Genomic DNA, 13,964 nt, shown 5'->3' with positions numbered 1-13,964 from the left:
CTTGGTATGTAATGAGTAAATTTCCCAACATTACACCCAGAGAAGTAGGTAATTTTTATGGTTTAAGAACTTGGGTATAATATGGTTTGAAGCAAAGTAAAAACGAATTAGGATGGGCAGATTTTCGCTTAACTAATTATCCACAAATAGAAAGATGGTGGATTTTTTTTAAGCGCTTATTTGATGGTTAGTCTCCACTCAGAACAACTGCTAAAATTACCACCACAATCTGAATCTAATTTTTCATCCCATCCTGGGTGGGATAAAGGAAAGGGGTGTCAGAATATTCTTAACAACCTCCGTTTAATACTTCAACGATTAGTAATATTTAACTTTATTAAACCTTGGCTATAAGTTTTTACTGTTCCTAAGTTATCCGAGGGCTTTTTTAAACTTCAAATGTTTGTCAATAATTTAAGTCCTTCAATTTTTCAAAACCTCAATATCCCTTATTTTCACTTTTCCTATGTGTAGAGTGAGAAAAAAGGGTTAACTATAGCAATCAAGATTTTAACGTATAAGTTTGAACTTGTAACTCAACAATTGATAATTGTTAACAAATGCGGCGGAGGCGAACTGATGCGCTGCGGCCTCGTATCCCCTAGCAAAATTATCTCAAAAGTAACATAAAAGTTTGTTTTTTTATTTTACACTTTGCCACGCGGATAGTGTAGAATCTAAAATCTAAAATCTAAAATCTAAAATCCCTATGTCCTTCGTTGGTTTGCACATTCATAGCGATTATAGCTTACTAGATGGGGCTTCTCAGCTACAACAGCTCGCAGAACGGGCGGTGGAATTGGGGATGCCCGCGATCGCCCTTACAGACCACGGGGTGATGTACGGGGCGATCGAACTCATCAAAGTTTGCCGAAATAAAAATATTAAGCCGATTATTGGCAATGAAATGTATGTAGTCAACGGCGACATTGAAGTAAAAGTTCGAGGTAGAAGAAAATACCATCAAGTTGTTTTAGCTAAAAATACCCAAGGTTATAAAAACCTCGTCAAACTCACCACAATTTCCCATTTAAAGGGAATGCCAGAAAGAGGTATTTTTGCCAGACCTTGCATCAACAAGGAACTGCTCAAACAATACTCCGAAGGTTTAATTGTTACCAGTGCTTGTTTGGGCGGGGAAGTTCCCCAAATGATTCTGCAAAACAAGCTAGATGCAGCCCGTGAAGTAGCCAAATGGTATAAAGAAGTATTTGGGGAAGATTACTATATAGAAATTCAAGACCACGGTTCCCCGGAAGACCGGATTGTTAATGTTGAAATCGTCAAAATTGCCCGCGAACTCAACATTAAAATAATTGCCACCAATGATTCTCACTATATTTCCTGCAACGACGTAGAAGCACACGATGCTTTGCTGTGCATTAACACCAACAAACTGATTGAAGAAGACAAGCGGATGCGCTACAGCGGTACTGAATACCTTAAGTCCGCAGAGGAGATGGCGCAACTGTTTCGAGACCATTTGGATGATGAAACAATCAAAGAGGCGATCGAAAATACCCTAGAGGTCGCAAATAAAGTATCGAGATACGAGCTCACAGGAGAAGCTCGGATTCCCACAATTCCAATTCCTCCTGAACATACAGCCGATACTTATGTAGAAGAAATATCCTGGCTGGGACTGTTAGAACGGCTCAAAGCCAGAACCAGAAATGAAATCCCCCCAGTCTACAAACAAAGACTAGAATACGAACTGAAAATGCTTCAGCAGATGGGATTTTCGGAATACTTTTTAGTAGTTTGGGACTACATAAAATATGCTAGAGACAACGAGATACCAGTAGGGCCAGGACGCGGTTCTGCCGCAGGTTCTCTAGTTGCCTACGTCCTCAAAATCACCAATATAGACCCCGTACACCACGGATTACTATTCGAGCGATTTCTCAATCCGGAACGGAAATCTATGCCAGATATTGATAGCGATTTCTGCATAGAAAGGCGGGACGACATGATTAAATACGTTACGGAAAAATATGGTAGCGAGCGCGTAGCGCAAATTATTACTTTCAACAGAATGACATCAAAAGCTGTCTTGAAAGATGTTGCTAGGGTGTTAGGTATTCCCTACAAAAAAGCAGACGAAATGGCAAAATTAATTCCCGTGTCCAGGGGAAAACCGGAAAAACTTAAAGTGATGATTTCCAATGAAACACCTGCACAGGAATTTAAAGACAACTATGAAAATACAATTTGCATAAATGCCGAAACTGGTACAGAAGTCCCAGTTCGTCAGTGGATTGACATGGCAATTCGCATTGAAGGAACTAACAAAACCTATGGGGTTCACGCGGCCGGTGTGGTAATTTCTTCAGAGCCGTTGGATGAACTTGTACCGCTGCAAAAGAATAATGAGGGGGCTGTGATTACCCAATATTTCATGGAAGATTTGGAATTTTTGGGGCTGCTAAAAATGGACTTTTTGGGATTGAAAAATTTAACAACCCTCCAGAAAACTGTTGATTATATTAAGCAAACCCAAAATCTAAGTGTCGATCCAGAAATGCTACCTTCTGATATTGAGCGCAGAGCTCAAGAGACTTTTGGCAGAATCAAAAAGTTACCTGATGATGTAGATAAAACTTATAGACTTTTAGAAAGAGGAGATTTAGAAGGTATTTTTCAGTTAGAATCATCTGGAATGCTGGATGTCGTGAAAAAACTTAAACCTTCTTGTCTGGATGATATTTCTTCTATTTTGGCACTTTACCGACCCGGGCCGCTGGATGCAGGGTTGATTCCTCAGTTTATTGACTGCAAGCACGGTAAAGCTGTTGAGTACGATCATCCGCTATTGGAACCGATTTTAAAAGAGACTTACGGAACGCTTTGTTTTCAAGAGCAAATTATGCGGATGGCTCAAGATTTGGCGGGCTATTCTTTGGGTCAAGCGGACTTGCTGCGGCGCGCAATGGGCAAGAAGAAAGCTGATGAAATGCAGAAGCAAAAGGAAACGTTTATCGATGGGGCAACTAAGAATGGAGTCAGTCAAAAAATTGCTGAAAAGTTGTTCGCGCAGATGCTACAATTCGCGGAATATTGCTTGAGCTATGACACGAAGATATTGACAGTGGAATATGGGCCGATGGCTATTGGCAAAATTGTTGAGGAAAAAATTGAATGTACTGTTTATAGTGTTGATAGCAACGGTTATATTTATACACAGTCAATTGCACAGTGGCATCGCCGGGGGCAGCAGGAGGTCTTTGAGTATTGTCTGGAAGATGGCTCGATAATTCGCGCCACAAAAGATCACAAGTTTATGACTGTTGGCGGTCAAATGCTGCCCATTGACGAAATCTTTGAACAAGGATTAGACTTAAAACAAATCAACTCTAGCTCAGATATATAAAATGTATCTCGACTATAGGCAGCTAAAATCGGAACACAAGGAACAAATCATTTCTGCTTTTAATCAGGGCATGGAGTGTCGAGACATTCCTAACTACCTTGGTGTGAGCGAAAGAGCAGTTTCAAGGGTTTTAAAAGAAGCGGACATTAATACTAAGCGGCGAAACCGCTATACTTTAAATGAGAGCTATTTTGATGTAATTGACTCTCAAGCTAAAGCTTATTTATTAGGATTGATAGCTGCTGATGGCTGCGTTACTCAAACTAATTATGTAGCTTTTGAATCTATTGACAAAGAACTTACAGAAATGCTCAGCATAGAGCTACAATACTCTGGTGAAATTAGAGTTATTCAGCCTCAAAATTATGCTCCTCACTACCGAATAAATTTTTCTTCTGAAAAGCTGGCAAGCTCTTTACAGGGCTACGGCATCATAACAGGAAGAACTTTTTCGGAAGTTACCTATTTCCCTAACTTAAAATATTTAGGGTCTTATGTGTTAGGCTATTTTGACGGTGACGGTTGTGCTTATGCAAACAAAGGTAGAAGTGGCGGTTTAGTCTGCATTGTTGGTTCCTTTGAATTTGCCCGCGAACTAGCAATGCACCTAGGGATGGGTTCTGTACAAGAGCATCAATTAAAAAAAGTTTATTATTGGAGAATCTTTAGTCGAAAAAATATACAAGCATTCTATGATTTTGTGTATCAATATCCCCCCTTGGGATTGCAACGAAAGAAAACTAAAATAGAGGCTATTCTCAGGAGTTACAAACATGGTTAAAATTATTAGTCGAAAATCACTAGGAACTCAAGAAGTCTATGACATAGGCGTTGAGCGAGAACATAACTTTATCCTAGAAAATAGTTTGGTGGCATCTAACTGTTTTAATAAATCCCATTCAATGGCCTATGCGTATATCACGTATCAAACTGCCTATTTAAAGGCGAATTATCCTCTAGAATACATGGCTGCACTGCTGACTGCTAACAGGGGCGATCAGGATAAAGTACAGAAATATATTGCCAATTGTCTCAAGCTGGGTATTGAGGTTGATCCGCCCGATGTTAATAGCTCGGAACTTACTTTTACACCGCTGCCAAAACAGATGACTGGCTCTGCAAAAGATAAAATTTTGTTTGGAATTTCTGCTGTTAAAAATGTGGGAGAAGCGGCAATTGAAAATATTTTGGCTGCGCGGCAAGAAGGGGGTAAGTTTAAATCGTTGGCTGATTTGTGCGATCGCGTAAATCTCCATTCTGTCAACCGCCGCGCTTTAGAAGCTTTAATTCAATGCGGTGCTTTTGATAAAATTGAACACAACCGCAAGCAATTAGTACAGGACCTCGAAGGGGTGATGAAATGGGCGCAAGAGCGCAAAAGAGACCGAGAAAGCGGCCAAGGTAATCTTTTTGACTTGTTAGGTGGGAATAGCTTTGGCAAGTCAGTCAATACCTATGAGTCTGCGCCTAAATCTAAATTAATAAAAGATTATGAAAAACAGGAGAAATTGCGTTTAGAAAAAGAACTGCTTGGCTTTTATGTGTCAGAACATCCCCTAAAGTTTCTCATGCAAGTAAACGAAGACCCCGATGTTGTGACTCTCGAACAGTTAGCAGATAAAAAGGGGAAAGTATCAGTTATTGTCATGATCAGCGCTATCAAAATGGTAGTGACAAAAAAAGGCGATGCGATGGCAATTTTGCAATTAGAAGATTTGACAGCTCAAATAAAAGCTGTGGTGTTCCCCAAGGCTTACGAACAAGTGAAACCTTACATTGTAGAGAATGCGATCTTACTGATTAGTGGAAAAATTGAGAAGGATGGCGAGGAAATTCAGATAATTGTAGACACTGCAAAGCCCGTTGAAACAGTGCAGGTTGAAGAGGAAATCGAGAGGGCCCAACCGGAAATAAATAACTCTTTGCCGACGGAACCAGTCAACGTTGTACGATCGACAAAACCTGTGGAAGTTTTAGAAATGGTGATTGTCAAGCTGACACCGCAACAAGTACAAGACGGGAAAAAACTCAATTCCCTCAAAGCTATTTTGCAAGAACTTTCCAATCGTGGAGAAGGTGCTAGCGTTTCTGTGGGGGGAATGGTTGTCGGTGAATATTCCTGTCAGCCGCTTCGCCTTAACCCTCAATTGTGGGTGCAAGATGGCGAGGGAACTGTTAGCCGTCTCAAGTCGGCTGGATTTGATGCTTGGGTTTTTCCTCTCAACAATCGCCCAGATGCTGCGGTGTTTCGAGAAATGCGATCGCAACTTAATGTACATTCTTGGGCCAGTCGTTTACTTGACACTGACACCGATCGCCTTCACAAGTATGTCACTTATCTCGCCCAACTAAACAGACGCCCGCCAAACTAACACTTCGCCGCCATCCCCACCGGTGACTAAAGTTTGACCGTCAGGACTAAAAGCCACCGGATTGCACCCAGCAAGAGAGCACAAACATTCTCCTGTTTCCAGGTTCCAGAGTTTAACCGTACCATCTCGACTGCCGCTAGCCATAGTTTCGCGATCGGGACTAATCGCCACCGAAATCACCGCATCAGAATGCCCTCTCAAAGTATTAATCAATTCCCCTGTATCGGCATTCCACAATTTAACAGTAGCGTCGGCACTTCCACTGACAATCATCTTGCCGTCTTGACTAAATGCGATCGCATAAACCCAATCAGAATGACCGACAAAAGTCCGTACACTCTCCCCAATACCTACAAGCCACATCTTGATAGTTGTGTCAGCACTGCCGCTGGCAAGCATCATACTTTGAGGGCGAAAACTAACAGATAAAACCTTGTCAGAATGTCCCGAAAGCTTTTGAACCAATTCTCCGTTGCGCTGGTTCCACAATTTAATACTCTTGTCGCCGCTAGCACTCGCGATCGCTCCAGAGTCGCAACTAAAAGCCACCGAGTACACGGGGCCGTACCGGTGACTGTACGGCGAACCAAAATCGCTGTAAAATTCGCGAATCATCGCCTTTTTATCCAGCTTCCACTCAATGACTTTTCTGTCAAAACTGCCGCTAGCCAGCATTCTCCCGTCAGGGCTGATTGCCACAGCATCAACCGTTGCGGAATGGCCGAAAAAAGTATGGATGAATTCACCTGTTTCCAGGTCCCACAGCTTAATTGTTTTATCATCGCTGGCGCTAGCGAGAATATTGCCTTGAGGATTAATAACCACAGCATTAACCGGGGCTGAATGACCGTGGAGAATGCGATCGCGCCGCCAGTTATTAGACGACAATAATGTCGGAGTGCCAGCGGATGGCGCAACATGAATCTTGGGGGGAGGCGCGGCTGAGACGGCGGTTGCTGTAGCGGGATGCGAGTTAGTTACTGGCGAATTTATAGCGATTTTGCTAGGCGAATTATAACTAATTTGAGAGCGGGGATATTGCCCAACATTTACCAAGTCTTGCAACACTTCAGCAGCGGATTGATATCGCTCTCTTACCGAATCTTTGAGCAATTTGTTCAAAATAGTGGCTAATTTTTGGCTGACTTTTATGCCTTTTTGCGCCAAGTGCGATCGCCAAATCCATTTGCATTCCAAAGCATCGAACAAATCCTTCAATACCGCCCCAGTTAGCAGGTGAATGCAGGTAACGCCCAAACTGTAAAGGTCGCTCGCCGGATACGCCTTGCCGCTGCGAATTTGTTCGATGGGCGCATAGCCAGCAGTTCCAGTTATCGTTCCAGTTTGCGCCTCAGAAAGGCCGGTAATGTGCTTAGCAACTCCAAAATCTACTAGCACAAACTGACCCCCCCTGGCCTTGCCCTCTACAGCAGGAGATTCAGCGACAATTATCCCTTTCATACCACCAGAAGAGTGAGGTATATTTGCCCCTCCTTTTCCTTTACCAGGAGTTGAGGTGCCATATCCCGCCGCAGCCCACAAGGTTTGAGGAGTTCTTCGCAGAATATTTTCCGGCTTAATATCCCGATGAATCACCTGCTGCTCGTGAACAAATTGCAAAACAGGCAACAAATTGATCAACAATTCCCAAATCTGTTCCTCGCTAAAAGCTCCCCGCTGCTGCAACTCCTGAAACAAATTATTTCCATCGATTAACTCTTCCACAAGATACAGACGTTTGGCTTGTTCAAAAGAAGCCAGCAAACTTGGAATCTGCGGGTGCTCTCCAAGTTCGTGCAGTCGGTGAGCTTCTTGTTTGAACAGTGCAGTTGCCTTTTCTAATTCAGCTTTTTCTTGTACTTGGGGGAAAAATTGTTTGATGGCGCAGGGAGTTTTCAACCTATCTTCATCGACAGCTAAAAAAGTTCTGCCAAATGTTCCTTCACCGATAGGTTGAATGGCGCGGTAACGCTCTTTCAGTAGCAATTTAGAGCCGCACGCCAGACAAAAATTGGTTGAGTCCGCATTCTGCGGCTTTTGGCAATGGGGATTGAGGCAATAGCTCATCTTTTTTCCGGCCTGGAGATTCCCACCACAGCTAAACTTAGCAACATGGTAGTCTGTTTCCACTCACGCCCAGAGCACCATTCTCGATAATACCTGAGAAACCGGGTTTCTTAACCCAAAATCTCGGCTCTCAGGTTGAGCCGGTGGCAAGAAACCAAGGTGAGGACACTAAAAGTGCTTGATGTGAGTTTCCATATATTGTAGTGCTTTCCTAAAATTTTGCAGGTTGGCGGCTCACAAACTGCTAAGCTGTGTTGCATCTAGATTGCCTATGGTATTAGAGAGGGAGAGGGGGAGAGGATTTGACGATTGTTGATCGGGACTCGAAATATACAATTTAAATGCACAACAGCTTATGTCAACAGTTAACTGGTAATTGCAGCTATTCTGGAGCATTTCTGCAGAGAGTAAATACCAAACTGAGATGAGCCCGGCTATTCTCCCCCATCTAAAAGACACTCTTGCTCCTCGCCGCCCTTCTGTGACGATGCTTTGGCTTTAATCACCGCTTCTCTAAAGCCTAAAACTAATAAAATATTGGCAAGTGTTAAGAATAGTTCCGCAGAACCGTGCAGCCAATCGACATTTGCTAGTGACTCATTGTAGGCAACTTTTGCGTAAATTGCGGCGGGAATCGTCACCGCTACAAAAACGAGAGTGCCGTAAAATCCCATCAGAGCTAAACGGGGTGTTTTTCCCGATCTAGTCAAAAACCAGAGAAATCCCAAGTATGGAAATAGAGACAGAACAAATAAAGTTTCTTTGGAAATCATTAGTAATTGGTGAGCGACCAGATACTATGATAAATTAAAACCTCAAAAATTAGTGTGAATAATTTTTAACTTTTAATGTTTAGTTTTTAATATTTAATTAGACAGATGCACCCGTTTCTCTCGAACCGCTATAGAGTCGCCCAAGACCATAGCTCTTAACCCAAGCCGCAGCAGGTCGGCAGTATTCCAAACCCCTCACCCACGCGGAGACAAAACCCGTAACTTTTCCCCTAACACCGTTTTTAGAATAACACATTTTTCCCCGTGCCAGTGTGTTAATTGTCCATCACCCCAAAGCTAAGCTGTCACGCATTTAAATTGCATATTGAGGGCGGGATCTTAGGCCAAACCCTACTCCCCACAAAGCTTAGATTATTTTTTGACATTCAATTTAAATGCACAACAGCTTACCCAGCAATTAGAAAGAGAGACGGTTCCAAAGTTTTCTGTCTGCTAGGCATCAAGCAAGCATCGTTCAAAACCTCTAAATCCAAGCCGTTATTTCTATCGGCTGCCATAATTTCCTTTAGCTTAGCATCAAAATCAAAACACAGCCCGCAATCCCAAACTTTGAGTTCCAACCGTCCGTTAAACACCCTAATTTCCAGTTGAACAGGAGTTTCTACTGGCAAATTTTTGTGAGCGTGGCGAACTGCATTACTGAAACCTTCAGCCAACGCCAACTGAAACTTACACCAAACCTCAGTGGGGAGCGATAAATCTTTCAACTGTTCAAACCACAACAAAACTTGAGTTAAAGCATTGACATCTGTGTTGACTTGCAGGCTAATATGTTGAATGCAAGTTTCATGCAGCTCTTCTTCCTGCTCTGTTTCAGTCTGCCAATCCCAGGTGTTTAATAAATTCATTAACCCATCTAAAACGTTAGCTTTTTTTATATTTTGCGATCGAGTGCGACCTTCTACTTCGTAACTTTTACTCAGCCACAAACAATTTCGATTGTCGAGAGTCCGGGTGTAACTGATCTCGTCTGCAATCTGCCACATGAGTTTGATCCCCCTGCCACCTTCTGCAAGTTGATCTATGCTGTTCGACATCTATTTTCCTCGTCTGAAAGTATTAGCTGTACCCTATTTTCCCACCCGCCGAGACATTTGGTATTTTTTTGATACTTGCTTGCTCGGTATTATTTCGGGGATCACACAAAAATGCTATCTTTTTTAGAGAAGGCAGCGCATCAGCAATATGTCTTAAGAGTCTAAGCCAATTGGCTTATTTACCGATCGCCTGTACGGAGAACGATCGCCCTCGGCCGCAAAATCCAACTGCATCGATTACAAATACTTATCCGTTGTCGGAGTCGGCCACTTGCCGCAGCCGTCGCCAGCTTCAGAATCCCTGGTATTTAGCGCCTCCGGGCGTTCGCCGTTCGCTGCAGGGGAGCCTTGATGTGCGGGCTTTCATCCCCAACGCCTAAGTAATATCCGTGAGGGCGATCGAACCTTACACCGTCGAGTCGCGTCCATCCACTAGACTAGGACTTACGCAAACAACCCCGTTTCGCTCAGAATATTGGGTTGGGCAGCGAAGAATTAACAAGGAAACCGGGTTTTTGGCCCCCCCCACGTAAGTCCACCAGACAAATCGGTGATGCAAGGCAGTTACAGAACTTACCCATACTATGACCAAAATCCAACTGAAAATTCTGACTGCAGCGATAATGCTACTCCCATTTTGCGCCGCACTTCCCTTACAAGCTCAAAATCTGTCTCTAGTCAAGCGGCTGCTAGAAACCAGAGGATGTCCCGGATGCGACTTATTTGGCGCTTCCTTGAGCCGTGCAGATTTGTTTGGCGCTTCCTTGAGCCGCGCCACTCTCAACAGGGCCGACTTAGTTGATGCCGACTTGACTGCGGCTGACTTAATGGAAGCTAATTTAAACAACGCCAACATGAGAAACGCCTTTTTGGCTGACGCCGACCTCAGCAAAGCTGACATGAGCAGGGCAGACATCAGGGGAGCCAACTTAGAAAATGCCAACCTCAGCGAGAGTTTTCTGCGAGACGCATCGCTCCAGTTGGCTAATTTAAAATGCAGTAATTTGAGCGCCGCTAAACTAAGTAGAACCGACCTGAGAAATGCCGATTTAAGCGGTGCAAATCTCAGGGGTGCCGACCTCCAAGAAGCCGATTTAAGCGGTGCAAATCTTAGCGGTGCCGACCTACGATCTGCCGACTTGAGGGATGCGAGATTGAACAAAACTAATCTTACAGATGCCAATCTCTGCGGCGCCAGGATGCCGGATCGAAAAACATCTCGGCGAGGCTGCGAAGTTAAGAAAGAACAAGCTATAAGCGCGAACAATTACTGTAATTACTGCTATGCCTTAAATGACTGGTGGCTGAATGTATTAAGGTTATACTAAGCGGTATCATCGGGATAACTGCTCCGCTTTAGATATCTACTGTTAGAAGGGCGAGCAGGCGGTACAGATATCAAACTTAACCTGTTACCGCCAATAGCTTTTATCTACTGTGAAGAACCTAAAAATTGGCTCAGTATTTGCAGATATTCTGCGCCCCCGATATGTGCCACATTAGTGTGACCTCCGTCAGGAACTATGTACAACTGTTTGGGTTCAGGTGCTGCATCAAACAGTTTTTTGGTCATTTCCACTGGAACTACATTGTCAGCAGCCCCGTGAATAAACAGCACAGGCATTTGCAGGCGATCGACTTTTGAAAGAGAATCAAACCGCTGTGTCAGCAAAACATCGATCGGAAACATCCAAAACAGCCCTTTTTGGAAATTCACCATCGCCCGCGTGGAAGTAAAAGAGCCTTCTACGATTACCCCTGCTGCCTCCGGGTGACGCACGGCTAGATCGATCGCGATCGCCCCTCCCAAAGAATGACCGTAGATATAAATTTGATTCGGGTTAATCCCCCGCTGTTTCACCAAATAATCCCAAGCAAGTTGAGCATCCTCATAAACCTGAGATTCACTCGGAAAATCGCCCTGGCTTTTTCCATAACCACGATAATCCATCACAAATACCGACAAACCTAACCCATGAAATCGATAAGCGTGTTCGACATTTGATCCCACATTTGAAGCATTGCCGTGCAGGTACAAAACTACCCCCCCTAACCCCCCCTTGTTAAGGGGGGGAACCGGAGCGACTGCCGGTCTCTCACTTTGCGGGGACGTTCCGACTCCTCTAGCTCCCCCCCTTGGCAAGGGGGGGCTGGGGGGGGTATCCGAGTCTCCGGTGTTAACAGTGTTAACAGAGGGAACAGCCTCCCCCTTTCTTGCTCCCCCCCTTAGCAAGGGGGGGCTGGGGGGATTTTCCGAGGCAGGAATCCACCACCCGTGCACGCTGTCCACCGCGCCTGTTTTAGTTGAAATTGGCAACCAAACATCTTGATAGTTCAACTGAAAAGCATCTGGCGTAGTTTCGATCGCCCGCGCAGGAAAAAAGATAAACTTACCTTGCGCTACAAATAGGAATACACAAGCAGCAGAATAAGCAACGGCCAAAACTATCCCAAAAGCTATTAGCGATTTAGACAAAAGGAATACTAGCAACTTGTTCATAGATAGAGCACGCGGGAAATTAGAGATCGCTCAAAAGCTAATGGCAAATGATTAATTCAGACAATTAGCCAAGATCGATTACTAACTTCCGCCGCAGCATTCCGCCGATTTTCAAAAATTAATGCAATTCCGGGTGGTGCAAGTGCCAATTCGTAGACTGTTCGTAAGCGTGAGCCACCTGAAACAACCGAGATTCTTGCAAAACATTACCAATCAGTTGTATACCCACGGGCAGTCCTTTATCGTCAAATCCGCAGGGCAAACTCAAAGCTGGCAAACCAGCAAGATTCACGGGAATAGTCATCAAATCTGACAAATACATACTCAGGGGGTCATTGAATTTTTCGCCTGCCTTAAATGCGGTAGTAGGAGCTGTGGGACAGACTAAAACATCAACTTGAGAAAAAGCTTTTTCAAAGTCTTCTTTAATCAAAGTCCGAACTTTTTGAGCTTTTAGATAATAGGCATCGTAATATCCAGCCGACAATACGTAAGTGCCGATCGCAATCCGGCGTTTAACTTCCGCACCGAACCCTTGAGAGCGGGTTTTGGCATACATATCCAAAAGATTATCGGGGTCTGGAGAGCGGAAACCGTATTTGACTCCATCATATCGCGCCAAATTTGCCGAAGCTTCGGAGGGAGCAATAATGTAGTAAGTGGGCAAACCGTAGCGGAACCGGGGACAAGAAATGACTTGAATTTCTGCGCCCAATTGTTGAAATTGCTCGATCGCCTTAGTAACAGCGTCTTTAACCCCGGAGTCCAGCCCTACACCAAAAGTTTCTTTAATTACACCAATTCTAATCTGACCCTTCGGTCGCAAACTGGGTCTTAAAGCTTGAGCGTAGTCAGGAATTGGGACATTAAGACTCGTGGAATCTCTCGGATCGTAACCGGCGATCGCCCCCAACAAAATCGCCGAATCCTCAACAGTCCGGCCAAAGGGCCCGATTTGATCGAGAGAAGAAGCATAGGCCACCAAACCGTAGCGAGAAACCAACCCATAAGTCGGTTTCAGCCCCACCAACCCGCAAAAAGCAGCAGGTTGGCGGATTGAGCCCCCAGTATCCGAACCCAAACTCACGACGCATTCTCCAGCGGCTACCGCTGCGGCAGAACCGCCAGAAGACCCTCCGGGCACGCGCTCCAAGTCCCAAGGATTCGCGGTAACTTGATAAGCAGAAGTTTCTGTCGAGCTCCCCATTGCAAACTCGTCCATATTCGCCTTACCCACAATCACCGCACCGGCTGCTTGGAGTTTCGAGACGACGGTGGCATCGTAGGGAGGAACAAAATTCTCCAAAATTCGAGAGGCGCAGGTTGTGGGAACGCCCTCGGTACACATATTATCTTTAACGGCGATCGGGATGCCGGCCAACAGGCCAATTTGCTCTCCGGCTGCGATTTGGGCATCCACTTTATGGGCCTGCGCCAATGCGCTGTCTGCTGTCACGCACAGAAAGCTTTTCAACTTCGGCTCTAGCTGGGTAATTCGGTCTAATGCTTCTTGAGTAATTTCCACAGCAGAGCGTTCTTTATTGACCAGTTGTCGGTGCAACTCGCGGATGGATGCCATGCTCGTACCTTTATTATTTCTACTTTGAGACAATACAGTTAATATAACTGGCAATTGTACCTGCTTACAGCCCGAAGGCAAAGTCGGCTATTTTTGTGGCGAAAGTTCGATCGAGCGATCGGCTTTTTCGATCGAACGTATTAAATGCTAAAATCAGACATTAAAAACCAGGGTAAGCTCATCTAATTTGGTATAAATTGTACTTGACAAAAAGCCGCCAATAGGATCTATATCTGTGCACCGAA

At 44.4% G+C, this 13,964-nt stretch carries 10 protein-coding genes and 1 pseudogene; 6 read left to right on the top strand and 5 right to left on the bottom strand.

Translation table 11 applies throughout. The features are described 5' to 3' along the window. The 4 genes and pseudogenes from QUB24_RS31910 to QUB24_RS31895 all read left to right on the top strand — a co-directional run. Window positions 1-474: pseudogene (locus QUB24_RS31910) on the top strand (IS701 family transposase); the annotation flags it as partial. Between the two features lie 235 nt (window positions 475-709). Beyond that, window positions 710-3,370, top strand: coding sequence for a DNA polymerase III subunit alpha (locus QUB24_RS31905; RefSeq protein ID WP_333157556.1), 2,661 nt, complete (start codon window positions 710-712; stop codon window positions 3,368-3,370). 1 nt (window position 3,371) lies between these two features. Next, window positions 3,372-4,151 (top strand): LAGLIDADG family homing endonuclease, encoded by a 780-nt coding sequence (locus QUB24_RS31900; RefSeq protein WP_333157555.1) that lies wholly within the window; start codon window positions 3,372-3,374, stop codon window positions 4,149-4,151. Further along, window positions 4,144-5,742, top strand: a complete 1,599-nt coding sequence (locus QUB24_RS31895) for a helix-hairpin-helix domain-containing protein (RefSeq protein ID WP_333157554.1) — start codon at window positions 4,144-4,146, stop codon at window positions 5,740-5,742. The genes QUB24_RS31900 and QUB24_RS31895 overlap by 8 nt, the downstream gene beginning before the upstream one ends. Here the strand turns inward: QUB24_RS31895 and QUB24_RS31890 are convergent. The 3 genes from QUB24_RS31890 to QUB24_RS31880 all read right to left on the bottom strand — a co-directional run bounded on the left by QUB24_RS31890 (window position 5,719) and on the right by QUB24_RS31880 (window position 9,640). Next, the gene (locus QUB24_RS31890; protein WP_333157553.1) at window positions 5,719-7,809 is read right to left on the bottom strand and encodes a protein kinase domain-containing protein; all 2,091 of its coding nucleotides are present in this window, start codon (window positions 7,807-7,809) and stop codon (window positions 5,719-5,721) included. The two genes, QUB24_RS31895 and QUB24_RS31890, sit on opposite strands and share 24 nt — an antisense overlap. A gap of 434 nt (window positions 7,810-8,243) precedes the next feature. Next, window positions 8,244-8,582: a DUF3593 domain-containing protein gene (locus QUB24_RS31885; protein ID WP_333073253.1), complete on the bottom strand. Its 339-nt coding sequence runs from the start codon at window positions 8,580-8,582 to the stop codon at window positions 8,244-8,246. Between the two features lie 407 nt (window positions 8,583-8,989). Continuing rightward, window positions 8,990-9,640, bottom strand: coding sequence for an ATP-binding protein (locus QUB24_RS31880; RefSeq protein WP_333157552.1), 651 nt, complete (start codon window positions 9,638-9,640; stop codon window positions 8,990-8,992). 170 nt (window positions 9,641-9,810) lie between these two features. Here QUB24_RS31880 and QUB24_RS31875 point away from each other — a divergent pair, with 170 nt between their 5' ends. Together QUB24_RS31875 and QUB24_RS31870 are read left to right on the top strand one after the other, a co-directional pair. Continuing rightward, window positions 9,811-10,020, top strand: coding sequence for a hypothetical protein (locus tag QUB24_RS31875; protein WP_333157551.1), 210 nt, complete (start codon window positions 9,811-9,813; stop codon window positions 10,018-10,020). A 204-nt stretch (window positions 10,021-10,224) separates the two neighbouring features. Beyond that, window positions 10,225-10,968, top strand: a complete 744-nt coding sequence (locus tag QUB24_RS31870) for a pentapeptide repeat-containing protein (RefSeq protein WP_333157550.1) — start codon at window positions 10,225-10,227, stop codon at window positions 10,966-10,968. Window positions 10,969-11,072: 104 nt separating this feature from the next. Here QUB24_RS31870 and QUB24_RS31865 read toward each other — a convergent pair whose 3' ends face one another. Continuing rightward, on the bottom strand, window positions 11,073-12,140 hold the full coding sequence (locus QUB24_RS31865) for an alpha/beta fold hydrolase (protein ID WP_333157549.1): 1,068 nt from the start codon (window positions 12,138-12,140) through the stop codon (window positions 11,073-11,075). Window positions 12,141-12,258: 118 nt separating this feature from the next. Beyond that, on the bottom strand, window positions 12,259-13,719 hold the full coding sequence (gatA, locus tag QUB24_RS31860; protein ID WP_333157548.1) for an Asp-tRNA(Asn)/Glu-tRNA(Gln) amidotransferase subunit GatA: 1,461 nt from the start codon (window positions 13,717-13,719) through the stop codon (window positions 12,259-12,261). Window positions 13,720-13,964 lie beyond the last annotated feature (245 nt).

Origin of the sequence: Microcoleus sp. B9-D4, assembly GCF_036705105.1 — a bacterium.
Taxonomy (GTDB): Bacteria; Cyanobacteriota; Cyanobacteriia; order Cyanobacteriales; family Microcoleaceae; genus Microcoleus.
The sequence above is the reverse complement of the archived record's forward strand: the minus strand, read 5'-3'. Positions and strand labels throughout refer to the sequence as shown.

What these genes read in the sequence shown, in the direction of transcription:
- QUB24_RS31905 (WP_333157556.1), top strand. Translation starts at nt 710, where the DNA reads ATGTCCTTCGTTGGTTTGCACATTCATAGCGATTATAGCTTACTAGAT.
- QUB24_RS31900 (WP_333157555.1), top strand. Translation starts at nt 3,372, where the DNA reads ATGTATCTCGACTATAGGCAGCTAAAATCGGAACACAAGGAACAAATC.
- QUB24_RS31895 (WP_333157554.1), top strand. Translation starts at nt 4,144, where the DNA reads ATGGTTAAAATTATTAGTCGAAAATCACTAGGAACTCAAGAAGTCTAT.
- QUB24_RS31890 (WP_333157553.1), bottom strand. Translation starts at nt 7,809, where the DNA reads ATGAGCTATTGCCTCAATCCCCATTGCCAAAAGCCGCAGAATGCGGAC.
- QUB24_RS31885 (WP_333073253.1), bottom strand. Translation starts at nt 8,582, where the DNA reads ATGATTTCCAAAGAAACTTTATTTGTTCTGTCTCTATTTCCATACTTG.
- QUB24_RS31880 (WP_333157552.1), bottom strand. Translation starts at nt 9,640, where the DNA reads ATGTCGAACAGCATAGATCAACTTGCAGAAGGTGGCAGGGGGATCAAA.
- QUB24_RS31870 (WP_333157550.1), top strand. Translation starts at nt 10,225, where the DNA reads ATGACCAAAATCCAACTGAAAATTCTGACTGCAGCGATAATGCTACTC.
- QUB24_RS31865 (WP_333157549.1), bottom strand. Translation starts at nt 12,140, where the DNA reads ATGAACAAGTTGCTAGTATTCCTTTTGTCTAAATCGCTAATAGCTTTT.
- gatA (WP_333157548.1), bottom strand. Translation starts at nt 13,719, where the DNA reads ATGGCATCCATCCGCGAGTTGCACCGACAACTGGTCAATAAAGAACGC.